This is a genomic window from Fluviispira vulneris (assembly GCF_014281055.1).
Lineage (GTDB): Bacteria > Bdellovibrionota_B > Oligoflexia > Silvanigrellales > Silvanigrellaceae > Silvanigrella > Silvanigrella vulneris.
Genome location: NZ_JACRSE010000002.1, coordinates 184,063 through 209,911 on the forward strand (window position 1 = coordinate 184,063; position 25,849 = coordinate 209,911).

General features: G+C 32.7%; 22 protein-coding genes. 15 read left to right on the forward strand and 7 right to left on the reverse strand.

Annotation, left to right across the window (positions count from 1 at the left end; genetic code table 11):
- Nucleotides 1-46: 46 nt before the first annotated feature.
- Nucleotides 47-1,108: a threonine aldolase family protein gene (locus H7355_RS04670; RefSeq protein ID WP_186645558.1), complete on the reverse strand. Its 1,062-nt coding sequence runs from the start codon at nt 1,106-1,108 to the stop codon at nt 47-49.
- Between the two features lie 396 nt (nt 1,109-1,504).
- Between H7355_RS04670 and H7355_RS04675 the strand changes: the two genes are divergently transcribed.
- The 4 genes from H7355_RS04675 to H7355_RS04690 all read left to right on the forward strand — a co-directional run bounded on the left by H7355_RS04675 (nt 1,505) and on the right by H7355_RS04690 (nt 5,682).
- Nucleotides 1,505-2,287 carry a transporter substrate-binding domain-containing protein gene (locus tag H7355_RS04675; RefSeq protein WP_186645559.1) on the forward strand — a complete coding sequence of 261 codons (783 nt, stop codon included), beginning with the start codon at nt 1,505-1,507 and terminating at the stop codon, nt 2,285-2,287.
- A gap of 22 nt (nt 2,288-2,309) precedes the next feature.
- On the forward strand, nt 2,310-3,131 hold the full coding sequence (locus H7355_RS04680) for a leucine-rich repeat domain-containing protein (RefSeq protein ID WP_186645560.1): 822 nt from the start codon (nt 2,310-2,312) through the stop codon (nt 3,129-3,131).
- 2 nt (nt 3,132-3,133) lie between these two features.
- On the forward strand, nt 3,134-4,327 hold the full coding sequence (locus tag H7355_RS04685) for a multidrug effflux MFS transporter (protein WP_186645561.1): 1,194 nt from the start codon (nt 3,134-3,136) through the stop codon (nt 4,325-4,327).
- A gap of 62 nt (nt 4,328-4,389) precedes the next feature.
- Nucleotides 4,390-5,682, forward strand: coding sequence for a phosphodiester glycosidase family protein (locus tag H7355_RS04690; protein WP_186645562.1), 1,293 nt, complete (start codon nt 4,390-4,392; stop codon nt 5,680-5,682).
- A 40-nt stretch (nt 5,683-5,722) separates the two neighbouring features.
- Here the strand turns inward: H7355_RS04690 and H7355_RS04695 are convergent, their stop codons facing one another.
- A complete protein-coding gene (locus H7355_RS04695; RefSeq protein ID WP_186645563.1) occupies nt 5,723-7,444 on the reverse strand; it encodes a hypothetical protein in 1,722 nt (573 codons plus the stop codon).
- A 244-nt stretch (nt 7,445-7,688) separates the two neighbouring features.
- On the opposite strand from H7355_RS04695, the gene H7355_RS04700 reads away from it, so the two are divergent.
- A complete protein-coding gene (locus H7355_RS04700) occupies nt 7,689-9,707 on the forward strand; it encodes a hypothetical protein (protein WP_186645564.1) in 2,019 nt (672 codons plus the stop codon).
- Here the strand turns inward: H7355_RS04700 and H7355_RS04705 are convergent.
- The 4 genes from H7355_RS04705 to ffh form a co-directional block, all read right to left on the reverse strand.
- A complete protein-coding gene (locus tag H7355_RS04705) occupies nt 9,704-10,495 on the reverse strand; it encodes a substrate-binding periplasmic protein (RefSeq protein WP_186645565.1) in 792 nt (263 codons plus the stop codon). The two genes, H7355_RS04700 and H7355_RS04705, sit on opposite strands and share 4 nt — an antisense overlap.
- Before the next feature lie 23 nt (nt 10,496-10,518).
- Nucleotides 10,519-11,322: a substrate-binding periplasmic protein gene (locus H7355_RS04710; RefSeq protein WP_186645566.1), complete on the reverse strand. Its 804-nt coding sequence runs from the start codon at nt 11,320-11,322 to the stop codon at nt 10,519-10,521.
- A 166-nt stretch (nt 11,323-11,488) separates the two neighbouring features.
- Complete coding sequence (gene miaB / locus H7355_RS04715; protein WP_186645567.1) at nt 11,489-13,024, reverse strand: tRNA (N6-isopentenyl adenosine(37)-C2)-methylthiotransferase MiaB; 1,536 nt, start codon at nt 13,022-13,024, stop codon at nt 11,489-11,491.
- Between the two features lie 31 nt (nt 13,025-13,055).
- A complete protein-coding gene (gene ffh, locus H7355_RS04720; protein ID WP_186645568.1) occupies nt 13,056-14,657 on the reverse strand; it encodes a signal recognition particle protein in 1,602 nt (533 codons plus the stop codon).
- Between the two features lie 211 nt (nt 14,658-14,868).
- On the opposite strand from ffh, the gene fabD reads away from it, so the two are divergent.
- Genes fabD through H7355_RS04740 form a run of 4 tightly spaced genes read left to right on the forward strand, consistent with a single transcriptional unit; the run spans nt 14,869 to nt 18,642 of the window.
- Nucleotides 14,869-15,813 carry an ACP S-malonyltransferase gene (fabD, locus tag H7355_RS04725; RefSeq protein WP_186645569.1) on the forward strand — a complete coding sequence of 315 codons (945 nt, stop codon included), beginning with the start codon at nt 14,869-14,871 and terminating at the stop codon, nt 15,811-15,813.
- A gap of 19 nt (nt 15,814-15,832) precedes the next feature.
- Nucleotides 15,833-16,657: a type I methionyl aminopeptidase gene (gene map, locus H7355_RS04730; protein WP_222435663.1), complete on the forward strand. Its 825-nt coding sequence runs from the start codon at nt 15,833-15,835 to the stop codon at nt 16,655-16,657.
- A gap of 8 nt (nt 16,658-16,665) precedes the next feature.
- Nucleotides 16,666-17,346, forward strand: coding sequence for a dihydrofolate reductase family protein (locus H7355_RS04735; RefSeq protein WP_186645570.1), 681 nt, complete (start codon nt 16,666-16,668; stop codon nt 17,344-17,346).
- A 51-nt stretch (nt 17,347-17,397) separates the two neighbouring features.
- Nucleotides 17,398-18,642, forward strand: coding sequence for a multidrug effflux MFS transporter (locus H7355_RS04740; protein WP_186645571.1), 1,245 nt, complete (start codon nt 17,398-17,400; stop codon nt 18,640-18,642).
- A gap of 112 nt (nt 18,643-18,754) precedes the next feature.
- Here H7355_RS04740 and H7355_RS04745 read toward each other — a convergent pair whose 3' ends face one another.
- Nucleotides 18,755-19,156, reverse strand: coding sequence for a hypothetical protein (locus H7355_RS04745; protein ID WP_186645572.1), 402 nt, complete (start codon nt 19,154-19,156; stop codon nt 18,755-18,757).
- A gap of 309 nt (nt 19,157-19,465) precedes the next feature.
- Here H7355_RS04745 and H7355_RS04750 point away from each other — a divergent pair, with 309 nt between their 5' ends.
- The 6 genes from H7355_RS04750 to H7355_RS04775 all read left to right on the forward strand — a co-directional run bounded on the left by H7355_RS04750 (nt 19,466) and on the right by H7355_RS04775 (nt 25,845).
- Nucleotides 19,466-20,245: a flagellar hook-basal body protein gene (locus tag H7355_RS04750; RefSeq protein ID WP_186645573.1), complete on the forward strand. Its 780-nt coding sequence runs from the start codon at nt 19,466-19,468 to the stop codon at nt 20,243-20,245.
- A gap of 117 nt (nt 20,246-20,362) precedes the next feature.
- Entirely contained in the window at nt 20,363-21,781 is a 1,419-nt protein-coding gene (locus H7355_RS04755; protein WP_186645574.1) for a TolC family protein, read from the forward strand.
- Nucleotides 21,782-21,898: 117 nt separating this feature from the next.
- Nucleotides 21,899-23,413, forward strand: coding sequence for a type I restriction-modification system subunit M (locus H7355_RS04760; RefSeq protein WP_186645575.1), 1,515 nt, complete (start codon nt 21,899-21,901; stop codon nt 23,411-23,413).
- 9 nt (nt 23,414-23,422) lie between these two features.
- Nucleotides 23,423-24,628: a restriction endonuclease subunit S gene (locus H7355_RS04765; protein WP_186645576.1), complete on the forward strand. Its 1,206-nt coding sequence runs from the start codon at nt 23,423-23,425 to the stop codon at nt 24,626-24,628.
- Nucleotides 24,629-24,758: 130 nt separating this feature from the next.
- Nucleotides 24,759-25,397, forward strand: a complete 639-nt coding sequence (locus H7355_RS04770; protein ID WP_186645577.1) for a DUF4360 domain-containing protein — start codon at nt 24,759-24,761, stop codon at nt 25,395-25,397.
- A 13-nt stretch (nt 25,398-25,410) separates the two neighbouring features.
- A complete protein-coding gene (locus tag H7355_RS04775) occupies nt 25,411-25,845 on the forward strand; it encodes a hypothetical protein (protein WP_186645578.1) in 435 nt (144 codons plus the stop codon).
- The last annotated feature ends 4 nt before the right edge of the window (nt 25,846-25,849 follow it).

The window sequence follows — 25,849 nt, forward strand, 5'->3', positions numbered from 1 at the left end:
TAATTGTATTCGACCTGTTAATTTTATTTTAACAGGTTTGCGAAAGTTATTTTATATAATCAGCTTCTGCTCGCTTTAAAGCAGCTATGAGTTCTGTTACGTCGTCAGAGTTTGTATTGAAAGATGTTACTAAACGAATGAGTGAGGTTTTTTCCAATAAATTTTCAGCAAAGACATAAAAATAATATTTTTTAGCAAATTCATCTTTCATAGCAGTTGGCAGCTCAATAAATATTTCATTTGCATCGACTGGATAACAAAGTCTTATGTTTTTTATTTCTTTAATTCCATTAGCAATTTTCTGAGCCATGCTATTTGAATTCAAAGCGCATTCGTGCCACAAATCATTTTTCAAATATGCCAAGAATTGTGCGGGGATAAAACGCATTTTGGAGAAGAGTTGCATGGACTGTTTATGAATGTATTCAAAGTCTTTAATGAGGGATTTATTAAAAATTATAACTGCTTCTGCGAGTAATGCTCCATTTTTAGTTGCACCAAAAGAAAGGATATCGATACCAACGTCAGCTGTTAATTCTTTTAAGGATTTATTTAAGGCAGCTGCAGCATTAGCTAAGCGTGCACCGTCCATATGAACAATCATGGATTTAGCATGGGCAAAAGCACAAATTTCTTTTAATTCTTCTACTGTATAAACGGTACCATATTCTGTTACCTGTGTTAATGAAACAATCTTTGGATAATTGTGGCGAATAGGATGAATAGAATTAAAGTATTTTTTTAGACTTTCTAAGGCGATTTTACCGTTAACATTCTGAATTGTAAAAAGTTTTGCTCCGGTAAAGTTCTCGAAAGCACCACATTCATCTTGGGCAATATGAGCTACATCTGAGCACAAAACACCATCTATAGATCTGAGAGCAGCTTGTAAAGCAACGACATTTGAGGCTGTTCCTGTGGCAAAGAAATACACTTCACAATCAGTTTGAAAGATACGTCTAAACTCTTCTTTTGCGCGGATTGAGTAAGTATCTTTCCCATATGGAAGTTCAGTCACAAGCATAGATTCATTAATAATTTTAATGATTTCAGGATGAGTTCCGACGTAATTATCACTCGCAAATTGCGTAATTTTGTATTCTTGCATGAAAAAACCCTAATAATATAAAGAAGCCGCTTGCCAAAGTGAAGTCAAATTTGCTAGCTTCATTTTTGGTTTGGGCATCTTAAGCACAAATCATATGTAAAGGAAACTCTTTTATAGGAATTCCCTCATGAATTTCACTCTAAATATTAGCATTGTCGAAAAGTTTTCAAAATTAATTGCAAATCGTGAATTGTTTTCTTGCCATATTGCTTCTGCTCATCATTCATCCCATCATTAAAATACTTTCTGTTTAAAATTGATCGATTTATAAATAAAGTCTTTTAATATCTGTTTCCTTTTTAACTCTGAAACTGTATATATAAAAAAGTATTTAATGTTTAAAAAATAAATTAAAAAAATTTATTTATTTTTAATACTATAAAAGGATGAAATCTTATGAAATTATGTAAAAAATTTGCTACTGCTCTCATCGCTCTTTCTCTTTATGGTGTAAATTATGCAGATGAAAAAAAAGATAATAGTTTTTTAAATGTTCAAAAAAAGGGTGAAATTCGAGTGTGTTCTCAAGCTGGTTTTATTCCGTTTGAAATGAAAGATAAACTAGGTGAATGGAAAGGTTTTGATGTAGATATAATGCGTAAATTTGCTGAGTTTCATTCACTAAAATTAACAATGCTCGATACAACTCTAGATGGACTGATTCCAGCATTGATGACAAATAAATGTGATATGATAGCTTCGGGATTAACAATTACCGAAAAAAGAGCTAAAGCAGTCCTTTTTTCAAAGCCAGTTTTTAAAGTAAAAATCACAGCCGCATTATTAGATACACCTGAGAATAGGGAAAAATTTAAAAACTTTTCCGATATTGATAACAGCAATGTTAAAATTGCCTCACACACAGGTTCAGCAGCAACCCTGTATTTAAGAAAAACAATTAAAAGCGCCAATCATTTACAATTTGATAGTGAAAGCGCTGAAGTCGATGCTCTTGTCCAAAAGAGGGCACATGTCTTTGTTGATGATAATGTTTTTATTGATCAAGCTTCTAAAGAAATGAATATTAAATTCTATACCTTAGACTCTAAGCAGGAAGGTGATCTTGCAATAGCAGCCAGAAAAAATGATGTTGCTCTCATTGAGAAGTTTAACAATTTTTTAGAGATGATTGATAAAAATGGACAATATGAGAAAATCAAAAAGGTCTACTTTAACTGATTCTGCTTTTTTGGAGAAATCTATGACTACAACTCATTTTTATGAATATCTTTCTCAAACTCCTCAATCGAATGAGCAAGAATTTGCAATAAAAAATTTGTTTCGCATAGCTCGCACTAAAAACCCCTCCGATGCGGAAGGTATTTTGCAAGGTTTAAAAGCACTTGATTTAAGTTCTTTTCCTGAAACAAAAAAATATTTAATGGATTCATCTTTTTTTAAATTTATGCCACATTTGACGTCATTAAATTTAGATTACCAAAATATTACAAATTTAAATGACATATTATTTTTAAGCTCTCTCCAGAGAATTTCACTTAAGGGAGTAGGGCTTAGTGATTTTTCATTTTTATTTCCTCTTAATAATATAGAAGAGCTTATTCTCGAAGAAAATAATATAACGACTTTATCTGGTATTGAAAAATTCATAAATCTAAAACTTCTTTCATTAAAGAAGAATAAATTAAGGAAGATTGATGAAGTTGCAAAACTAGAAAAATTAGTGAGTTTGAATGTTTCAGAAAATGATATTTCAGATATTTCTTTTATTAAATTAATGTCACATCTTAAGTTTTTCTCAGCGAATAAAAATATGATTGAGGATGTGAGTTCCGTTGAAAAAGTTAAAAATTTAAATACTTTGAGCTTGGCTGAGAATCAAATTAACAACGTCGAGCCTTTGCAGTATTTAATTAGTCTAACAAAACTTGATTTGCGCAAAAATAAGATTAGAAATATAAAATGTCTCAAAGAACTGAGGAATTTGTTTGAACTGGGATTATCAGGAAATCCTCTTTATGATGATGACTACGATTTATTTCCGAGATCATTAAGGATAGAATAAATATGGATGGGAACAAAGTCATTAATCACCGGATCATTTTTCTGGTAATTCTCTTTTTAGTTCCCATTTCACAGGTCTCAATAGATATTTACTCCCCTTCTTTACCCAAAATTGTGACATCACTTTCTACTGATTCAAGTGCAGTGCAAAAAACAGTTTCACTGTTTTTAATTTCACTTGGTATTGGTCAATTTTTTTATGGACCAATTTCAGACAGGTTTGGTCGAAAGAAAGCCCTACTGTATGGAATGATTATATTCACAATAAGTAGTATCATGTGTGTTTTTGCAGAAAGTATTGAGTTTCTAATAGTTGCTCGCTTTATTCAAGGATTTTCATCTGCCTCAATTGCTGTCCTCTCAAAAGCTGTGTCAGTTGACCTGTATAAAGGTGTTGAGCTTATGAAAGCAACTGCGTGGGTTGGATTAGTCTGGGGTGTTTCACCTATAATTGCTCCAGTCATAGGTGCGTATCTTGATAAATTTGGTGGATGGCGTTTGCCTTTTATTGTCCTCAGTGCTTACGGTTTTATTTCCTGTGTAGTCATTGTCTTTTTCATGCAGGAGACCAACACTTCACCGCAAAACTTAAATATTAAGAAAATTCTCATTAATTCTCTAAAAGTTGTGAAGAATAAAGATTTTTTATGTTCAACTATTATTGTAGCTGCAACTAATCTAGGAATTTTTTCATTTACCATGATGGGGCCTTTTCTTATTCAAGACATTATGGGTAAAAGTGAAGTTTTTTATGGACAAATGGCATTATTAGTTGGTCTTGTTTATATGCTGGGTGCTTTTGCGAGCCGATTTGTCATTAAGTATTTTGAAGGGCAAAAAATCATTCATTTGGTTTCAACCCTGCTGCTCATAATGGGAATATTAATGGTTTTTCTTTCTTTTATTTTTCCACATTCCATTTTTTTATTTATGCTTTCATCTTGTATGGTTGCTTTTGCTTCTGGTATTCTATATCCCTATTTAGTTTCGATTATGTTTGCTCCATTTAAAAATTTAGCGGGGACAGTTAGTTCAAATTATGGTGTTATTTCATATACATTTTCCGGACTTGTCACAATATTTACAGGTTATCTCGTTATCACCTCCATCCGTGAAATAGCATATACTTATGCAATGGTTGGTATAATTACATATATCGCCATGAAAATTATGTATTATTTACCGTCAAGAATATAACAGTTTTGTAAAAATATTTATTTTAATAAAATATATTAATTATCAATTCGAAAGAAATTTATATGTGCATTTATTCGAAATTTTTACAGATGATCGTAAAAAAATTTCAAATTATTTTATTTATATTAATAGTAATTACTTCTTGTGCTGACTCCGAATTACATTCAAATAAAAATAGTTTTTCTGAACTTTATTATTCAGATCAAAACGGAGTACATATATTGTCAGAAGCCGCTAAACAGGGTGGAAATAAATACCTGATTTGGACTGCTGAAGTAAATCCTTATAAGCGATCAATTTCTATAGTTCGAGCCGAGCAAGATCTTTCACGCAGTCAAAAGGTATCTGTTGTAGCAAATAGTGAAAATGCTATATTTGCAATTAACGGTGGTTTTTTTAAAATATTTGATGAAGAAAGTCATTTGTTACCAAATAAATATTTGCAAAAAAGTGGTATAAATCCAAATATATTTCCATACTATGCGTTGCCTAAAAAAACTTTAAAAATAAATAATACTTGGTATGGTACCAACGCTACTTGGCACAGTGCGGTGGGTTGGAATATAAGTGAAAATAAATTTTTAATGGATGAGATATCTGTTACTCCTGTTTTAACATTTACAAATAATATAAATCGTAGAAAAAAAACTTTAAAGCTATCTGCGATAAACAGTTTGTCATTTAAATATCCATATATAGCATACACAAATCTTTGGAAAAAACCTATACAATTTCCAAATTTTGGATTTTTGCTTCTCTGGAATAAAGAAAATGATCATAAGGCAAAAATAATTAATTTAAGTGAAATTGAAAAAAAAGAAGAAAGAAAATTTAAAATTAATAATAATGAAATTATTGTATTTTTTAAAAACTTAACAGATATAATTAAATTTAGCGATGTGAGTGGTTTACAAATAGATTATAGTATTAAATCTAATAGCAAAGAAGATTGGAATAAAATGGATTTCATTGTTGCCGGAAATCCTTTGCTTATTAAAGATGGGCAAATACAATCCCCTTTTCCAAATAAAAACTTCTATGTTCAAAAATTTGCACGTAGCGCTATGTGCAAGCTTAAAAATGGTAATATTCTTTTTGCTACATTGGGTAAAGGTGATATAACTGAAAACGTAAAAGATGGTGCTTCTATTCAAATTTGGGCAGAAATTTTGCAACAAAAGGGTTGCAAAGTAGCAATTAATTTAGATGGTGGTGGATCCTCTGCTTTTTATTACGATAAAGAATTGAAGAATAAAGTAAATACTACCAAAGAAAAAAGTGGATATTCTGACTTTGATTATTATAAGATAGTAACTCAAGAGAGATTTATTTCAGATGTTATTATTGTTAAATAATTTTTAGAAATACGCGATGATGTTTAAAAAATATACGAACCTAAATTGGGTTGTACTCATACGTATTAAACATCTTCATACTTTTTATTTCACCATTAAACCGACTTCCACCAAAAAAATCATATAGAGAATATGAAAAATCATATTTTAAAGGATTTGCATAACCTATTTGATTTAATTGCGCGCTCGATATTATACGAAATCTTTGAGGATCAAAATCACATAAAATTTCAATTGGTTTTTCTCCAAGTTGGAGATTTACTTCAGAAATTGCTTTGTTGTTAGCTATATTAGGATTGAAATTAATTTTGCAATGATGCCAAAAAGTGCCATCGTCCTGAAAGACTGCTTTTACAAAATACTCTCCTGAAATTTTTTCCGTCTTTGGATCGAAGCCAAAATTATTTGCTTGGGTGGGAACTGAATTATAAATGCTTGCAGGTAGAAATAAATATTTTGCCTGATTGAAAGTTTCTGCTTGAATTATACTTTTCATTGAGTATATTTTTCTTAAATTGCCTTCATTTGCAAATTGTTGATGAGCGATATTAACTTCTTCAACAAAAGCAGGGCACTTATGATTTGCTTCTTCATTAAAGCAGTATGTTAAAGCATTTGAACTGTGTTCCATTAATTGCTCGATTTTTGACTCTAAAGTTTTTATTTCTCCTGGTAGTGCGACAGGAATAATTGGACGTAATTCAGGCTTAGATATTAAATATGAAATATATTTACTTAAATAAATTTTGTCCTCAAAATCACTTTGATATTGCTTCGTTAATTTAGCAATGGCTGATTTCGTTAAAGGAGATAGGTTCTCAGGAATGTAATTTATGCCAAAAGTCGAGTATTTTTCAGATGAAGGATTAAAATAATACAAACTTTGGGGATTGCTTAAATCTAATCCATTTTGAAATTCACCTTGAGCATAGGAAATTATATTGTCAATAATTTTATTACATTCTTGAATATTTTCTTTACTGCAATTGCTGATAGGGTATCCTGTTTCACTGGGTTTACCAAATATTTGAGCAAGTTTAGATGGGTCGCCACCATTTTGAATTGCTTTTACACTTAAGGTAGCAGATATACCGCTTTTAGTAACTGCATTTTTAAATTCCTGAGTTATGCTAGCAATTCCTGAAATATTTCCTTTAAATTTTGTATCAAATTCAGTTTTATCTTGAGCTGAGTTGAAATTTAAAGTGACTGTAGTGATTAAGGTTGCACCAGCTTTACTATTTGAAATAAATGAATCTCCACATATTTGCCCAAATTTTTTTTGAGCAAGTGCTTTTGCTGCGGTCTGATTTAAAAGATCAATACCATAGTCATCGGGCAGTTCATAGCTTGCATCCGCAGAGTAAGTTTGAATAAAAGTAAAATTGTCTGTGTAACGTGAGTCAGTGATATCTTTTAAATAACTGGCATTTGCAGTTGCTGAAAACCATGCGTAAGATATCTCTGCTCCAGCAGAAATATTAAGTACGGAAGATAGATCTTTTTGTGAAACAGATCTTGAGAAATTTATTTGTCCTGATAAGTTTCCGAATTTTATATTTTTGGGATCTTTATTATTTTTAAAGCAATTAAACGACATAGGCATGCCAAAAACTTTTACCATACCGTTTCCCGGGGTTGAGTTATCAGTATTTGATGATCTTATTTCCCCTATTTTTTCTAATTGAGTGTGTTCTTTTGCTAAAATGGAGAGTGGCAGAAACATGCAAACGGGAATATAAAGCTTTTTAAGCAGTAACATTGCTTTGATTCCTTTCACTATTTAATTATAAATTAGACACTCTGTTTATTTAAAATTATTATTTTCTAGCTGTCAAGGAAAGAATTAATTATAAAAAAAATTTATATTAATAAAAATTACTTATATTAATTTTATTTATTATAAAATATTATTATTAATTATAAATAAAATTAAAAATTTGTTGCTTGTTTTTTTTAAATACGGTATTTGATGTATCTATTTTTCATTATGAAAGGGATTTTCAGTGAATGTGTCTGCTCAACTTAAAGTTTTAGAAAAACAAAAACAAGAACTAATACAGAAAATACCCGAATTAAAACATTACTTTGTCGATCTACAGTTTTCTCAGACGGGTGAAAAAGTATCTTTTTTGCCGATACGTTGTTTTAGAGATTTTATTTTACATAAAACATATTCGCATGATATATCGAGAGGTTTTAAAATATTTAATTCAAGCGGGAGCACTGGCAATAAGCCTTCACAGCATATCTTTTCACATGATGCTTTGGTTAATTATGAATTAAATACATGTAAAGGATTTTTATCTTTTTTGGAGCGAAATAATTTTAATAAAAAGACTCCTATAGTGTCACTTATCCCTTCTGTAAAAAAATGGAAGAGTAGTTCTCTGTCTGCAATGATAAGTATGTTTGAAAATCAGGGATTTAATATTCTTTGGTGTGATCTTGAAGAGTCATTAGAAAATATTTTAAAATGTTTAAAAGAAATTCAGACACAATCTGCATGCATTATATTTGGTACTTCTTTTCATCATTTTATGCTAGCTCACTTGGCAAATTGTGAATTGAAAGAACGCATGCAAAAAGAATTCACACGTCTCAATTTATCTGTTATAGATACTGGTGGAACTAAAGGCAGAACACAGGCATTTACTCTTGATGAGGGACTTGCAATTCTTAAAAATTTTTATAGATCAGAAAAACTGTCTATTTTTTCTGAATATGGAATGTGTGAACTTGGTTCTCAGGCTTGGTCAAGTCAAAAAATTCATGATGGTACTTTTCAATGCAACGAGACTTTACAACCTTTTGCTGTTTCAATTGAACAGAAATCTATTTTGCCTTTAAATGAAAAAGGATTTCTTGCATTTATAGATTCAGTTAATTATGAGTCTTATGGTGCAATTATAACTGAAGATATTGGTTTTTGTTATGCCAATAATGCTTTCAAACTGATTGGCCGAGGCCCGGACTCGACTATCAAAGGTTGTAGTTTAAACATAAGAAATGTCTATAATTTTGATAAGAATTCTTATAAATACCTCATCGAAAATAGCAGCAAAGAAAATAAAAAATTTGTTTTAACTGATTTAATTTCTCAATTAAAATTGTTTGATTGGAATAACACTGTTATTACCGATTTGGTGAAAACTCTCACAAGTGTTGAGAAAGGTATCCCTATCGACAAGAAATTTAAGAATAAAAATATTCTCATTATTTCGGCTGCAAATACACCAATTGCCTGGGTTTATCCTTACATTATTGCAGCTGAAAGTGAGGCAAGATCGATCGTTATTAAAGTACCAAGTTTGCGTTTAGATGATTATTATTCTGGAGTTGTCTTAAAATACACTCAAGATCTGATTTTTGTGGTTGCCAATCTTTATGCGCAGGTTTCTACATATATTGATCAAGGCAAATCAATTGCCCATACTTTCAATGAATATGACTTCGTATTAACTTTTGGCAGTGAAGAAACTTTGACAACTATTTCGCAGCAAATTAATCCCATCAAAACAAATTTTATTGGCAAAGGCGATATCAAAAATTCTTTGATAGTGAATACTGTTCTTGATTCTCCAAGCACGATTGCACAGCATTGTAGTGTTTGGAATGGACGTGGGTGCTTAACGCCCATTGCTTTATTTTTAAAAGGCGATGCGTTAAAAAGTGAAAATTGGACAAAATTATTTGCCTTGGAATTTGAAAATATTTTTATTGAGCGTGCAAAAATAGGGGAACCAGAAATCATTCAAAATTTTTGCCATTCACATAATCTTTTATATGTATCTAGCCAAATTCGAAATTTAAATATTGATATACAAACAGTCTTGCATAAAGGAAAAAGAACCTGTGTGGTTGATTTATCAAGATATTCAGAGGACGAGTTGAAATCTTTTATACCAGATTTTAGTTTTGGTGGATGTGGATTTATTTATATTTTTAATGAATCCCTCAGTTGTAAATTTACAGAGCTTAAAAGATTAAATATTTTTCCAGATATTCAAGATTATTCTTTTTAATTTTTTTCGTTTATGTCTGGATCTTCTATACCATATTTGGATAATAGTTTTTTATACTTGTCACTCTTCTTAAATTCTATGATATTATCATCAAATATTTTTTTATATTCTGCCGCTTTTTTACTTTTTATGGAAAATCCTACGTAATTTATATCTAAATTTAAAACTCCGGCTTGTTTTAATTTTTTTTGTAATTTTTCTGTATTGATAAAATGCATTATGACACCTTCGTTGTCACATATGAAATCTAATCTATCCGCTAAGATCATCTTAATAATTTTTTCAGTTGCGTCTTCGCCAGAAATAATAGATACTTTACCGCTTTTTTTCTCTGTTTCGTTTTTAATATATTTGTCAAATTCAGGATGTATACTAGAATAGTCAAAACCATTCTGGACTCCGATGCGAAGATTCCCTATCGATTTTACTCCTTTGAAACTCCAGGGAGTGTTTTTTCGGGTAAAGCAGCTTATTTTGTACTTAATAAAAACATTTTTTGAAAGAGTGATATTACTATATTGGTTAGCCTCTACGAGTGGAGTTAAGTCATAACTTCCTCGTTCAAGTTCATTCACTGCTCTTTGCCAGGGCATGAATTCAAATGCTAATTTATGGCCAAATTTTTTATATATTTCAATTAAAACTTCATTATTTAATCCCTTAAGACCGTTGTTTTTTTCTGGAATGCAAATATAAGGGCAGTACTCAACTGCAGTGACTTTAATAACGTCCGCAAAAAGATTAACATGAAAGATTAAAAAGATAGAATAAAATATTATTTTTTTCATTACTCATATATCCTTTTTTGATTTTATGGTTTATTTTTTGCATCTTTATTAAACTTATTGAGTAATTTATTAATGTAATTGTTTTTTTGTGACTCAGAAATACCGGTGTCTAATATTTTTTTTATTATAGCTGCGTTTTCAGATTTTTTACTTATCATTACATAATAATTTTGTTTTGGCATAACTGCGTTTGGGATATAAGCAAGGTCATTTAATTTGATCAAACCTTTACTTGCTATGTAATTTACAACTTCAAGTTGTTCAATCGCAAAATCAAATCGGCCTATTTGCAGTTTTTGAAATAATAATTCTCTATTTGTGGAGCCTGCGTCCATAATCACTTTATTTTCAAAATATTTGTAATTAAAACCTAAATATCCTCCAACCGTATAATTTTTAAAATCCTCCAATTTATTAATAACAGCTTTTTTCTTGAAACGTTTTTTTACATAAAATAAAACTATATTTGTTGAATAGAGCGGTTCTTCAGTGAAAAAGGCATACTCCTGCCTCTCTGAATTGATTGAAGCATTGGGGACGACATCGATATTCCCATTTTGGATCTCTACTAGACACCTTTTCCAGGGAAGAAGAACGTTTTCAGCTTTTATATTATTTTTCTTAAAAATGTTTTGGACAATTTCAACAGCTACTCCTGTTAAAGAATCTGTCCCTTTAGATTCACCATCCTTGTACATAAGATACGGGGGTTTTAAGCCGTCTTCCCAGCAAATAGTTACCTTTTTCAGTTCTGCAGAAAAACAAAGCTGAGCTTTTAATAATAAATAAATTAACATGATTATTCTTAAAAAAGATAATCGAAGCATAAAGATAATCCTGCTTGAGTTTTAAGAAATTTTTATTTAACGATACTAACAAGCATATTATAGTTGAGTCTAAAATATTCTTAGGCAAATAAGAAGAAAGCAAATAAAAAAAAGACCACATTTGTGAAAACGTGATCTTTTTTTGACTCTATTAAAAGTTTTGTACTTAAGCCAAATGTCCTTCAAGAGCAGTGAGGTTGGCATCAGTAATTTTTACAGGTAAAATCAGGCCCATAATATTTCTAGGCGAATGAACTTTTACAAGGCGACCTTCATAGGAACGTCCATACCAAGTGTTTTCATTTTTACGATTATTATAGAGTATGAGAACATCACGAACTTTACCAATTTCTCCGAGATTTTGTCTTTCTGTCTCTTTCTTTTGGAGATCGAGCAAAATTTGTAGACGTTTGTCCTTTACGTCCTCAGGAACTTGATCCTTAAAGCGTGTGGCTGGAGTGCCTTTACGAATTGAGTATTTAAAAGCGTAAATAAATGCATACTGCATTTCTTTTACGAGACTGAGGGTGTCGGCAAAATCTTGATCTGTTTCACCTGGAAAACCTACAATAATATCTGTGCTAAAAGCAATTTCAGGACGTACATTGCGGATCCATTGTACACGTTCTAAATACTCTGCACGGGTGTATTGACGATTCATTCTATCTAGAATGCGATCGCTACCCGATTGTACAGCAAGGTGAAAAGAGTTAGTTACTTTAGGTAGTTTGGCAAAGGCTTCTGCAAGTTGAGGAGTGAAGTCATGTGGGTTTGACGTTGTGAAACGGATACGCTCCACTTCAGGGATATCGCTGACAGTGTGCAATAAATCCGCAAATGGCAGTTTTCCGTTTGATGAGTGAATATCTGCTGCACCAATCAGGTCAAGTCCATAAGAATTTACATTTTGCCCAAGTAATATAATTTCCTTGACTCCTTTTTTAACAAGGAAATTAATTTCATCAATTATTTCATTTTCTGGACGACTTTTTTCTCTTCCGCGTGTGTATGGAACAACGCAGAAAGTACAAAAGTTATTACAGCCTTTAATGATATTTACATAACGTGTAACTTCGTTTTTATTTTCATCATAATAAGGAGGTATAACATCTATAGGAATAGAATAACCTTGTTCTTTATTATCAAATTTAGTCAACACATATGGTGTGTGCTTATGTGTTGTGTAAGTTTCTTCTGTCTTGCGTTCAAGATCATTTTTTTCAATTATTTTTTCAATTAATTGAGGCAATTCTTCAATCTGATCGGGGCCAAAGATCATATCAATATAAGGAACTTCTTTGGCAAGAGCTTGTGACTCTGCTTGAGCCACACATCCTGCTACGGCAATAATAATATTAGGATTTGCTTCTTTTAAGGGTTTGATTTCGCCGAGACGACTGACCACTTTATGCCGTGCTTTTTCACGAATATGGCAAGTATTTAATAGAATAAAATCTGCATCATTAAGGTTTTCGGTTGGCCTATAATTTAACGTACCAAGAAGTCCAAGCATGCGCTCAGAATCGGCAACATTCATTTGGCAGCCCCAAGTTTGCATATATACTTTCTTTAAATAGGTCTCATTTTTTTCACCAACATTTGGATAATTGACTTGCGGTTTGGGCATGTATTTAGCAAACAATGCTTCTGGTCCGCTCGGTATGGAGGCATCTAAAGTAACTTTATTTTTAATTCCAAACATGATTGATCCTATTTAAAGTAACAAAGCGAAATTAACGTTTCTTTTGTTTTTTTAATTTTTCTTCTTTTTTTCTTTTTTTCATTCGGTTGATTTCAGCTAAATCTGCTGAACTGAGTCCTCCGCCCATGCCACCAGGCATAGCAGGTGAGCCACCCCCGCCAAACATATTGGCAAGTCCGCCCATGCTTCCTCCAGGCATACCGCCGCCGCCCATCATTTTTGCCATTTTCGCCATATTTGCCATTTGATTTAGCTGTCCAAGCCCAGGAATTTTAGAGAGAATTCCTCCTCCGCCGAGGCCCATACCGCTCATCATCTGCATCATTTGACGCATTTGCATGAATTGATCGACAAGATCTTTTACTTCTTTCTCACTATGAGCAGAGCCTTTGGCAATACGAGCAATACGCCCGCGTGCGGACTGTGATTTTTGAATAAGCAGAAGATCAGGAGTTTCACGCTCTTGGACTGTCATTGACTGAACAATGGCACCTTTACGGGTCAGGTCTTTATCTTTGACTTTATCCATATCCTTTTCTGACAACTGTCCTGCAAGAGGGGTCTTGGCAATGATGTCTTTAATAGGACCCATTTTTCCAATCGTACCAATCATTTCGAGGAAGTCATTGAAATCAAAATGACCTTCCATCATGCGATTTGCGCTTTTTTCTGCTTTTTCGACGTCGATGGCTTTGCCAAAATCGTCCATCAAACCAACGACATCGCCCATACCTAGGATACGGCCTGCCATACCATCTGGACGGAACTCTTCGAGTTTTTCGAGAGACTCACCAGTACCGACAAATAAGATGTTTTTTCCGGTAACTTTCTTTACTGAAAGTGCTGCTCCACCACGTGTATCACCGTCTAATTTTGTTAAAATAACTCCCGATAAACTGAGGCGTTGATCGAACGCAGAAGCTGTGCGAACGGCATCTTGTCCAATCATAGAGTCAATTACGAGAAGAATATTTTGTGGTTTGACTTTAGCTTTTATAGATTCGAGTTCTGTCATGAGATTATTGTCGATTGCAAGACGACCTGCGGTATCGATTATGACTAAGTCAAGCCATTCGTTACGTGCAAACTCAATACCTTTTTCAGCAATTTCAACAGCATCATTTGTATCTAAGGAAAATACAGGGACATTGATTTTCTCTCCTAGAATTTTCAATTGATCTCGTGCAGCTGGGCGGTAGACATCGGCTGCTACGAGGAGTGGTCTCATTTTGTGCCGCTCTGCTAACAGCTTAGCTAATTTCGCTGCGTGAGTTGTTTTACCTGCGCCTTGTAGGCCAACGAGCAATATTACTGTTGGACCTTTGGTATTTTTAATAATTTCTGTTTGATTACCGCCTAAAAAGTCAACGAGTTCATCATGGCAGGTCTTTATAAAATGATCTCCTGCTGAAACCTTTTGGCCAGACTTTGCCTTGAGCTGAACGACTTCATCGAGGGCTTTTCCGCGGACGTTTTCGAGAAATTGTTTAGTTACTTTAAGATCGACATCAGCGTCTAGAAGCGATCTTTTAATTGCCTCAAGAGCTGGCGATATATTTTCATCTGTCAGGCGGGTTTGGCCCTTAAGCTTGAGAGATGCGTCTTTAAATCCTTGGGTGACTAAGTCAAACATTTTTGTAACCTTTCCACAAAAAATCAACTACAAACGTGATTCTATAACTCTCGCAATAGGCAAAGGTCAATGTAAAATCACGCATACTCTTAGCAGTGGTTTTGCACCTAGAGCTTTGCTAGGCTGAACAGAAATCACACTGGAGACATTTAAAAGACTCTGGTATTCAGAGCATGTGCAAAGACATCGCACTTATTAAGGAGAATGAATTATGTCTGATATCGTATTCGTGTTTCCAGGGCAAGGAAGCCAGACCGTTGGAATGGGTAAAGAAATCTCAGAGCAATTTCAGGAGTTTAAGGAAACATTGCAAGAAGCTTCCGATTCCCTTGGTTTTAACATGGAACGCTTGTGTTTTGAAGATCCCGAAGCAAAATTAAATTTAACCGAATTCACGCAACCCGCTATCTTGGCAATAAGTGTTGCTACATTGCGTGTATTGCAAAAAAGGGTTGGAGTCACTCCCACTCTTGTTGCTGGCCATAGTTTAGGAGAGTATTCGGCTCTTGTTTCTTTAGGGGCACTTGATTTTTCCGATGCGTTGCGCGCTGTTCATTTTAGAGGTCAAGCAATGCAGCGTGCTGTTCCTGTTGGAGTAGGAGCTATGGCTGCCTATTTGGGGAATTCGAGTGAACTTATTCCTGAAATATGTAAAGAAGTATCCACATCTGATTGCAAAGTTGAAGTCGTTAATTTTAATTCCCCAGGACAGCTCGTTTTAAGTGGACATAAAAAAGCTGTGGCAAAAGTATGTGAAGAAGTTTCTGCAAGGAAATTAGGAAGAGCAAAAGAGCTCCCAGTCAGTGCACCTTTTCATTCCTCTCTTATGCAACCAGCAGCTGATGAAATGGCCAAATTTCTTGCCAATATTCCATTGAATTCATTTTCTGGAAAAATCGTTGCAAATGTGGATGCAAAATTACATACTGTGCAGTCCTATACTCATGAGACGCTTATAAAACAGATAGCAAATGCAGTTTTGTGGACACAATCTTTAGCAATATTAAAAGACTCAGCACCACACGCAAATTGGGTAGAAGTGGGGCCAGGGAAAGTCTTACAAGGACTCACTAAAAAAACTTATGAGACTGTCAATTGCCTAGGAACTCAAGATTTAACTTCACTTAAGTCAACAATTGAAACTCTCTCAAAATAAATTTGGAGTAATAAACAAAGTGCCTAAATTAAAGTCACAAGAAGATATCTTAAAAATGCGTGAAGCAGGAAGACTTGCTGCACATACTTTGCAGCATGCTGGGACTGTTATAAAGCCTGGGATCAGCACTGAAGAAATAAACACAGCTGTGCATGAGTTTATAATTTCTCATGGGGCTTATCCGAGTCCTTTGAACTATAAAGGCTATCCAAAATCCGTTTGTACAAGTATTAATGATGTAATATGTCATGGAATACCAAGTAAAACTGAAATTTTAAAAGAAGGCGATATTATAAACGTTGATGTTACTGTTACCTTAGACGGTTACTTTGGTGATTGTTCAAGAACTTTTTTTGTTGGAGAGCACATTTCTGAAGAAAGTATTAAGGTAACAAATGTTGCTGAAGAGTGTTTAGCGCGTGGGATAGCAGCTGCTAAACATGGGAGTCGCTTAGGAGATGTGGGTTGGGCTATTCAAAGTTATGCTGAAAAAGAAGGCTGTGGAGTCGTAAGAGATTTTGTCGGTCATGGAATAGGAAAAGTTTTTCATGAACCTGACTTACAAGTTCCACATTATGGCCGCTCAGGGACGGGGCTCAAAATTGTCAGAGGGATGATTTTTACAATCGAACCTATGATCAATGCTGGTGACTGGCGCATGAAAATGATGAAAGATGGCTGGACTTCTAAAACTTTGGACGGTAAACCTTCTGCACAATTCGAACATACAATTGCTATTGTTGGAAATGGTATTGAAATTCTAACGGCTCTTGAAGATGACCCGATTGCAATCCGAGCAAAGGCTTTGGGAGCAAATATTCTCTGGCCTGAATTAAAGGTTTAATACTTTTTATGTTTCATACAGAAAATCTAACAATAATAAATATTATGGCTTCATCTGTAGATGGTAAGATTTCTGCTCATAAAATGGAGTCTACAGAAGATAGAAATAAAAGTGGTTTAGTTTGTAATGAAGATTTTTTACGTATGAGAAATTTAGTTGCAACTTGTGATGCAGTTTTTTTAGGTGCAAGAACTATATCTACTGAAAAAGGGGCTTTTCGAGTTGCAAATCTTTCACAAAAGCAAGAAGAACCTGAGTGGATAGTTTTTACTCGAAGCGGGGAAATTTCTTTTTCTCATGAATTTTGGCAACAGAAAAATATACCCAAAAGTATTTTTTTTGTATCTTCATTTAATAAAAATGATGAACCATGTCTTAAAACTGAAGAGAAACAATTTCCATTTGCAACTATCAATTGCTATTTAGGCAATATTATGGGGCTTCTACAGCATTTAAAAGAAAAAAATTATAAAAGGATAGCTTTACTTGGTGGCGGAGAGTTAAATGCAGCTTTTTGGGAACAAAAGCTTGTTGATGAGTTATTTCTAACAATAAGCCCAATAGTTATTGGAAATAAAAATGCTCCAGCGCTGATTAGCTCAGAAACAATTTTAAAAAGTACACTTGAGTGTGAAAATGTTTCTCGCTCCGGTGATTTTATTTTTATTGACTATAAAGTTAAGAAATAATATACCGCATTATCTTTTTAGTTTTAAACAAAATTATATGGATATTAATTTATGGAACATGATATTTTAGTGCGAAAAGATAGTGAAAGTTGGGGAAAAATAAGGACTATTTTTTTTGTTTCAGGTATAATATTTATATGTGCAATAGGCTTTGTTGCTTCTGATATTTATTTACCCTCGTTACCAACAATTGCTGATTACTTTAAAAAAGATGCTGCTTATGTTCAATTAACAATGAGTTTGTTTTTATTAACAATGGCTATTTTTCAAATTTTCTCTGGTTCAATATCGGATAAATATGGAAGAAAAAGAGTCTTATTTGTTTTTTCTCTAATTTTTATTTTATCCTCTTTGGGGTGTTTCTACTCTTCGTCGATAAATGAACTCATTATATATCGTTGCTTACAAGCTCTTGGTGCTTGTGCTGGTATGTCTATTGGACAGGCAATGATTGCAGATGCCTTTGGTGCAAAAGATACGGGCAGAATTCTTTCCATCACAATACCTCTTGTTGCTTTTTCTCCTGCAATAGCTCCTGTTCTTGGAGGTTATATTGAAATATTATATAATTGGAGAGCAATATTTTTAGCTTTAGGTATTTACGGATTAATTATTTTATTCTTACTTTGTTCACCTATATTTCCTAATAGTAAAGTTACTGCAAAAAAACAGAAATCCGCCTTTGATTTCCCATTATTTTTAGCCATGTTAAAAAATAAAAAATTTATTGGTTTTGCCTTATTTATGATGACTTCTAATGCAACATATTTTTCATTTTTAGCAGGGGCACCTTTTCTGTTAAAAAAGTTTGGTTATTCACCTTCAGCAGTTGGTTATGCTTTTTGTATCGCTTCCTTCCCATATATGTTTGCTTCGCTGTTAGGAAGACGACTTTCATATAAATTAAGTAATATGCAAATCATATTTTTAGGCTTGGTTTTAAATATCATTGGTGGAATTATTTTTCTTATAATGTATTACTTTTCATGGCAGCATATGGCTGCTCTTATGATTCCTATTTTTGTTATTACAATTGGGAATGGATTTTTAATGCCTTTTTCTTCAGCCAACGCCATTGCTTTGTACCCTAAAAATTCTGGATTAGTGACAGGAACTATGGGATCGGCCCAACTTACAGCGGCTTCCTTAGGCACAGCAATGATGGGTTTTATAGAAAATGGAACATTTCTTCCCTTTGCTGCAATTGTTATAAGTTTTTCGTTGTTAACAATTTTTTATTATTTATCTGTATTTGGCTCTCCTAGGCTCTATCTAAAAGGTCAAATAGATTATTAATTTTACTGTTTTTAAAATGAAGTGATAGCAATTGCACGATGTGAGTAAAATGGATGTGGATTTAATTTATAGAAGACGAGTGCTTAATTTAAGAGTTCATTTAAAGTAATGGTCAATAAAGGGTTTTGTATCCTGGGAAAATTTTTCCATTTTGTGTGGCAAAGACAAACCAATTGTTGAAGATGCTACTTGCTGGTTGTGGATATGGATATCTATTCCCAAATTCTTCCGCGCATTTTTCTGCAAGATAAATATAAGCATTTTCTCCGCCCGTCAGGATAAAAACTACGAAAGAGTTTGTAATATTCATTGGATAAAAGCGCCATTTACCTGGAACAGTTATATTTCTATTATTAAGCCACTCCCAATCGTTATTATCATTGCTGCAATAAATATAAGCTTCAGCTGCAGTGGAATTATTTTGTGGAAAAAATGCAGCAGTTGCAATGGAATTATTTTGTGGAAAAAATGCAGTAGTTGCCAGAATTGAAATTAGGAAATGACTAAGCTTCATATAAAACCTTCCAATCTTAAATTTTTCAAACAATTTTTATATTATATTTTAAAAAATAGAATTCAATGAAAAATTATTATTTTTATTGAAAAATTTAAATATTTTTACGGAAATGTGGATATTCAGATTGAAAGAAAACATGAATCACTTCTCTGACAAAAAGAGAAATTTTTACTTACTTGGGGAGTTGCTCATAAAAGTGAAATTTTTTTCTCATCAAAAAATGGAGAATAAGGTAATATTTGCTTAATTTGCTCAAAAATTAAGTGTTAATCTGTAACAAGGCGTACTTTATGACAGGGAAAAAAAATGCTAAAAAATATTTATGCTCCACTCTCGGGCGGGGTTCTGCAAGAAAGAGTCATGGAAATTATATCTAATAACTTAGCAAATACCAATACAACCGCATTCAAAGAAGATGAAATCGCATTTCAAGAACAAGAGGCAAATCCCTGGCCAAGTTATGCATTCCCACATCCTCCTGCGCCATTCAAAATAAATATGCAAGAACTTTGGCCGCTCAAAGGGAATGAAATGAATTATGTTACTCTCAGTGAGATAAAAACAGCGCACACACAAGGTCCTGTGAGGAAAACATCGAATACGACTGATGTTGCCATTCAAGGAGATGGTTTTTTTGAAGTGATGACACCTTTTGGCGAAAGACTAACGCGTGATGGTGGTTTTAGCATTAGCAATGATGGAATTTTAATTACAAAAAATGGAGCAGTAGTTCAGGGAGAAAATGGAGCAATAACTGGACTTGGTGGAAAAGAGTTAAGTATTTTGCCTACTGGAGAAGTTTATGCGGGCAAAAAATTTGTAGACAAATTGAAAATTGTTTCCTTTGAAGATACCAAATTACTTGAAAGGCTTGGGGAAAGTCTATGGATCCACAATGGGCCTCCTGAAAATTTAAAAGCTCCATCAGGTGATATTGCGCAAGGATATTTGGAAGGAAGTAATGTTAATCCAATGCGGAATCTTACCAATATGATAATTGCTCATAGAAGTTATGAAGCATTGCAAAAAACTGTAAAAGCCCATGATGATACAATGCAAAATGCAAATAAGATTTCTGAAATATAATTATTCCTTTTTTTTTTAAAATTATAGTTTAAAAAAAGATTTTTTTTAAAACTTGAAAGACCTTCTAATTTGAGTTAATAAGTCTTTACTTATTCAATAGTTTTTGGAAGGTTAAATATGAATCTTATATCATTTCGATCGATTCGCTATTCAATGTATTATACAATTTCAATTGGTATTTGTTTCTCATCGTTTTCAGAAGAGTTTCTAAAACAAAATCATAACTTTATCCAATCTAATTCTCTTGTCACGACAACTTTATCTCTGGAAAACGCCATGGATATGTCTGAACAATATTCATTTGCTGCTAAAATGGCAGAGCAAGACGAAAACTCCAGTGAAGCACAATATAATGCATCTATAAGAAATATGTTTCCCACTTTAAGTGTGAGTAGCACTTATTTACAAAATAGTAATCAAGTAAATAAGCTTATTGGGACAACGACGGGTGCGCAGTACGGATTTCCTGATACGACATCCATGACTGGGACATTGAATGTTACACAACCGCTTGTAGGTTTGATTCCTCTTTTCCTAGGGGTGAAAGCAAATGCCGCACAAGCAAGAGCTTCTTCGCTAAACAAAAATCAAAGCCAAGTGGATGCTCGTTACAATGGTGCAAGCACTTTTATCAATGCGCAAAAAGCAAATCAATTGTTAAAGACCGCTGAATCTTCTTTACAGGTTTCAGAAAAAGAATTGCGTGACGCCGAAGCTCAATATAATGCAGGGAAATTAACCAACGCAGATTTATTAAAGTTCAAATTAAATCTCGAGAATTCACGATCGACTTTAATTCAAGCGCAAACAACATATAAAATTGCAATGCTAACATTGGCAGAAGCAATTGGAGTGAAAGATTTTCGAAGCATTTCTTTACAAAGTGGTGACAAATCTGTTTTTGAAAATAAAGGTGTCAAAATACCAGATTTAAATTCCGACTTAACGCCAGCTTATGCCCTTAGGTTCGATCTAAAGGCAGCGCAAGAAAAAGTTGAAGCAGCAAAATTTTCAAAGTATCAAACAATATCTTCTTATCTGCCAACACTGAATTTTATAATGAATTACACAAGAAATTTTTTCATTGATGATGTCACAGTCGGTAACACAACCTATAAAAAGCAAGATATTCAAGATACATTTTCATATGGCCTTCAATTAAATTGGGTATTAATGGATTGGGGGGTGCGACAAGCACAGATTAGCAATGTGGCAGCTCAGGAACAAAAAGCGAGATACAATCTAGAAAATTTGAATTCACAAGCAAAAATCGATATCACACGTTCTTATTTACAATTGAAAGATGCTGTGCAAGTTCTCGAATCCGCTGTGGTTTCAGTTCAGTATGCACAAGATGTGTATGATCAAATGAAAGCTCGATTTGACAATGGACAAGTCACCGCTACGGATTTAATAAACTCTTCCAATGACCAAACAACTGCAAGGGCAAATTTAGCCAATGCACGAGGAGGTCTTGATCTTGCATGGATTGCTTTTCAAAGAAGTACAGGTGCAAAATTAACAACAATGAATTGAATGTATCATTAATTTAAATTCAATTAAATCTTGCTATATTTGAAAATAGTCAATAGGCTTCAAGATAATTTGATAATAGGTCATATATCTTATTAGCAAATTATATTTGAGGTGTGAATGCTTGTAAAAAAAACTGTGACTCAAGAAGAAATCAATTCTATTTTGTGGCAGGCTTGTGATACATTTAGAGGAATTTTAAACTCCGCCACTTATATGAATTATTTGCTTCCTATGTTATTTCTTAAATATATCTCTGATTCATGGGAAGTAAAATATGAAAAAATAAAAGGTGAAACATCTCTTCAACGTGATAATAAAAATAATCTTCAGTTTGCAGATCGATTTATTTTACCTAGTAAATGTCATTTTAAAGATCTCTACAAACAGAGAAATTCAAAAGAGATTGGCAAGATTATCAATGAAGCTTTTCATAGAATTGAAGAAGAAAATAAAGAAAAACTCAACGGAGTTTTTCGTAACATAGATTTTAATTCTGAAGCTTTACTTGGGCAATTGACTGAAAGAAATAATCGTTTAAAAAATTTATTAGAAGATTTTAACAGTCCAAAGTTGAATTTAAGAAATTGTCTTATTGGCAACGATGATATTATTGGAAATGCATATGAGTATTTGATTCATAAATTTGCTGCAGGTGGAGGGCAAAAAGCGGGTGAATTTTATACTCCGCCAGAGGTTTCAGAACTCATTTCGCAATTGATTGAACTAAAAGCAGGTGAAAAAATATGTGACCCAACCTGTGGCTCAGGTGCATTACTTATAAAATGCGCAAATAGTCTTATGAAAAAAGGGATAACTGATTTTAAAATATATGGGCAAGAAATTAATGGACAAACATATGCTTTAGCAAAAATGAATATGTTTTTACATAATATCGATAATGCTCGAATTGAGTGGTGCGATAGTATTCGCAATCCTAAATTAATAGAAAAATATAAAGTAATGAAGTTTGATGTATTGGTTGCAAATCCACCATTCTCACTCGAAAAATGGGGGGAGGAAACTGCTGCAAATGATATATACAATCGTTTCCAAAGGGGTGTTCCACCGAAATCAAAAGGGGATTATGCGTTTATTTCACATATGATTGAATCTATGGAAGAGAGCACTGGACGTATAGCAATGGTTGCCTCCCATGGTGTTTTATTTAGAGGATCGAGTGAGAAAAAAATTCGCCAGGCGTTGATTGAAGAAAATTTATTGGATGCTGTTATCGGTTTGCCAGCTAATTTATTTTATGGAACGTTAATTCCAGCAGTGATTTTAATTTTTAAGAAAGAGAAAAAAAATAATACAGTTTTTTTTATTGATGCAAATAAAGATTTTTCAGGGGAAAAATCACAAAATTTCTTAAGGGTGCAGGATATTGAAAATATTGTAGCTGCATATAAAGCTAGAAAATCAATTCAGGGATATGCTTATTCAGCAGATCTGAGCGAAATTATTGCTAATGATTTTAACTTAAGCATATCAAGATATGTTGAGAATGACGAAATTATTGAGGAATATGATCTTTCGACGATACAATCTGAAATCAATCGACTGGAAAAAGAAATTTCTATTTCACATGCTGATCTGAATAAAAAACTCCAAGAATTGGGTTTTAATTTATGAGTCTTTATAATGACTAAAAAGACTTATTTACTAAAAAGTTTAAGAGATTTAGATATTAAAATTATTGATGGGGATCGGGGAGCAGAATATCCAAAAAGTAATGATATTTTAAAAAGTGGATATTGTGTTTTTTTAAATGCAAAAAATATTTCCGATGAAGGTTTTGTATTTACTGATATAAACTTTATATCATTTGAAAAGCATAGTAAATTATTAAAAGGAGTTGTTAATACAAATGATATTGTATTAACAACTCGAGGTACTGTTGGTAATTTAGCTTTATTTGAGAATAAATATTCTTTTAAAGCTGTTCGTATCAATTCAAGTATGGTCATTATTAGAAATGAAAATTCTAGTATCAAAACTGAATTTTTATACAAGGTTTTAAATTTTGATTTCGTTAAAAATCAAATTAAAAAAATATCTTATGGAAGTGCACAGAATCAAATAACTGTGAAGGATATTAAAAATATTATTCTTCCTATACCTACTCTTGAAAAGCAAAAAGATTTTTTAGATTTTATTTTTTTATGGGATAATATCATAGAAAATTATAAAAAACTAATTGAGTATTTAAAAAAATATAAAAGAATTCTTCTGCTGAAAATTAGTAAACCTAAAATAGAGAATGTTAAAATAATTTTTGAGCAAAAATTATTAAAAGAAATTTGTGTAATAAATATTGGTACAAAGTTTGAAGGGCAATTTAAATACAAAGAAAATGCTGAAGTTCCATTTATTAAAATAAATGATCTTAATTTGCCAGGCAATGAAAAGTATATTGTTAAAACTAAATTATCACTCGACAAAAAAGATATAAAAAAAATTAATGGTAAACTATTTAATAAAAATTCGATTGTTTTGCCTAAAGTAGGCGCAAGCGCATTGCTGAATAAAAGAAGAATCTTATCGAGTGAGAGCGTAATTGATAATAATTTATTATGTTTAACTGCGAAAATACATAAGTGCAACCCTGAGTATTTGTATCAATTATTACTAACTTTAGATTTATCTAAAATTTCTCAAGAGAGTGCGATTCCTTTAATTAATAAGCGAGATTTATCAAACATAAAAATTTTTATTCCAGAATTAGATAAACAAAATAAAATTGCAAATATACTAAAAAAACATGATGAATTAATTGAAAATAGAAGTAGAATTTATAAATTATTAGTTAAACAAAGATTGATAATATCAAATAATTATTTCTTATAAAAAAACAAAGATCCGAGATTTTTCTTGCAAACCACTAACATAACTGATAATAAATATTTTAATAAATAGTTTCTAAATTTTCGCTCAAAATTTGTGCATAGTGTGCAAATTAAATATTATGGAGAATTATATGAAATTTTTTCGTAATTTTATTGTTGGAGTTTTTGGAATAACATTTGCAATGAATGCATCTGCTGAAATTCCTCCTTATGTAACAATTCCACCAATTGTAAATGGTCAAGTAAATCCATCTTACGGTGGAACAGGTTGCCCGGCTGGAACAGCTCGTGCAGCTGTTTCACCAGATTTAAAATCATTTACTATGATTTTTGACGAATATGTTGTTGAAGCTCAAGGCTCTAACAGTATAACTCGTAAAAATTGTCAGATTTTAGTTAATTTTGATTTTCCTCAGGGCTGGTCATACTCCTTAGTGCGTCTGGACTATCGCGGTTTTTATTCTTTGAGCGCAGGAGCAACTGCTAAGCAACAATCTTTATATTATTTTCAGGGAGGTTTACAACAAGGAAGGCTTTACACACAATTCACAGGTCCGACACAAGGGGATTATACCATCAGTGACACTTTAGGAATCAATGATGTCGTGTGGTCACCATGTGGGGAAAAACGAGCATTAAATATCAATACGTCTTTACTAGCGCAAGTAGGTCCAAACAATCCAAATGGATTTTCTCATTTAACAACAGACTCCGTTGATGGAACTGTACAAACTACCTATGCATTAATGTGGAAAAAATGTGGACAATAATACTGGAGTTTTTATGAAATCGATTTTTTTAATTGCAGCTCTTATCTCTTCAACGACTTCTGCTTTTGCAAGCTATGAAGGCCCACTGTTAACAAAAACGTATCACTCAGGCTATGTTGCCCCAGGATATAATTCAAGTTTAAGTTGTGAAATATATAGTAATAAAATTGTATTAAAACAAGAAGCTGAAATGATTGGTGCTGAACAAACTCGCCCATTAGTTTTGTCAGGAAATATTAAAAGAGCAATTCAAGCAGCGAGTATGGGGAGAATTGAAGAAACTCCTGCTCCAGTGGACGCTCCAGTGACAATCTATAAAGCCTATAATGTTTTAACTAATTCGTCGGTTGAACTTGCGAGTTCTATGAATAATAAAGGAATGAAATCTGTAAATCAGTCACAAGAAGCACGCGGATTAATGAATTTAATGGATATGCTTTGCAAATAAATTT

Coding starts and splice junctions, on each gene's coding strand:
- H7355_RS04670 (WP_186645558.1), bottom strand. CDS start 1,108: ATGCAAGAATACAAAATTACGCAATTTGCGAGTGATAATTACGTCGGA.
- H7355_RS04675 (WP_186645559.1), top strand. CDS start 1,505: ATGAAATTATGTAAAAAATTTGCTACTGCTCTCATCGCTCTTTCTCTT.
- H7355_RS04680 (WP_186645560.1), top strand. CDS start 2,310: ATGACTACAACTCATTTTTATGAATATCTTTCTCAAACTCCTCAATCG.
- H7355_RS04685 (WP_186645561.1), top strand. CDS start 3,134: ATGGATGGGAACAAAGTCATTAATCACCGGATCATTTTTCTGGTAATT.
- H7355_RS04690 (WP_186645562.1), top strand. CDS start 4,390: ATGTGCATTTATTCGAAATTTTTACAGATGATCGTAAAAAAATTTCAA.
- H7355_RS04695 (WP_186645563.1), bottom strand. CDS start 7,444: ATGTTACTGCTTAAAAAGCTTTATATTCCCGTTTGCATGTTTCTGCCA.
- H7355_RS04705 (WP_186645565.1), bottom strand. CDS start 10,495: ATGAAAAAAATAATATTTTATTCTATCTTTTTAATCTTTCATGTTAAT.
- H7355_RS04710 (WP_186645566.1), bottom strand. CDS start 11,322: ATGCTTCGATTATCTTTTTTAAGAATAATCATGTTAATTTATTTATTA.
- miaB (WP_186645567.1), bottom strand. CDS start 13,024: ATGTTTGGAATTAAAAATAAAGTTACTTTAGATGCCTCCATACCGAGC.
- ffh (WP_186645568.1), bottom strand. CDS start 14,657: ATGTTTGACTTAGTCACCCAAGGATTTAAAGACGCATCTCTCAAGCTT.
- fabD (WP_186645569.1), top strand. CDS start 14,869: ATGTCTGATATCGTATTCGTGTTTCCAGGGCAAGGAAGCCAGACCGTT.
- H7355_RS04735 (WP_186645570.1), top strand. CDS start 16,666: ATGTTTCATACAGAAAATCTAACAATAATAAATATTATGGCTTCATCT.
- H7355_RS04740 (WP_186645571.1), top strand. CDS start 17,398: ATGGAACATGATATTTTAGTGCGAAAAGATAGTGAAAGTTGGGGAAAA.
- H7355_RS04745 (WP_186645572.1), bottom strand. CDS start 19,156: ATGAAGCTTAGTCATTTCCTAATTTCAATTCTGGCAACTACTGCATTT.
- H7355_RS04750 (WP_186645573.1), top strand. CDS start 19,466: ATGCTAAAAAATATTTATGCTCCACTCTCGGGCGGGGTTCTGCAAGAA.
- H7355_RS04755 (WP_186645574.1), top strand. CDS start 20,363: ATGAATCTTATATCATTTCGATCGATTCGCTATTCAATGTATTATACA.
- H7355_RS04760 (WP_186645575.1), top strand. CDS start 21,899: ATGCTTGTAAAAAAAACTGTGACTCAAGAAGAAATCAATTCTATTTTG.
- H7355_RS04765 (WP_186645576.1), top strand. CDS start 23,423: ATGACTAAAAAGACTTATTTACTAAAAAGTTTAAGAGATTTAGATATT.
- H7355_RS04770 (WP_186645577.1), top strand. CDS start 24,759: ATGAAATTTTTTCGTAATTTTATTGTTGGAGTTTTTGGAATAACATTT.
- H7355_RS04775 (WP_186645578.1), top strand. CDS start 25,411: ATGAAATCGATTTTTTTAATTGCAGCTCTTATCTCTTCAACGACTTCT.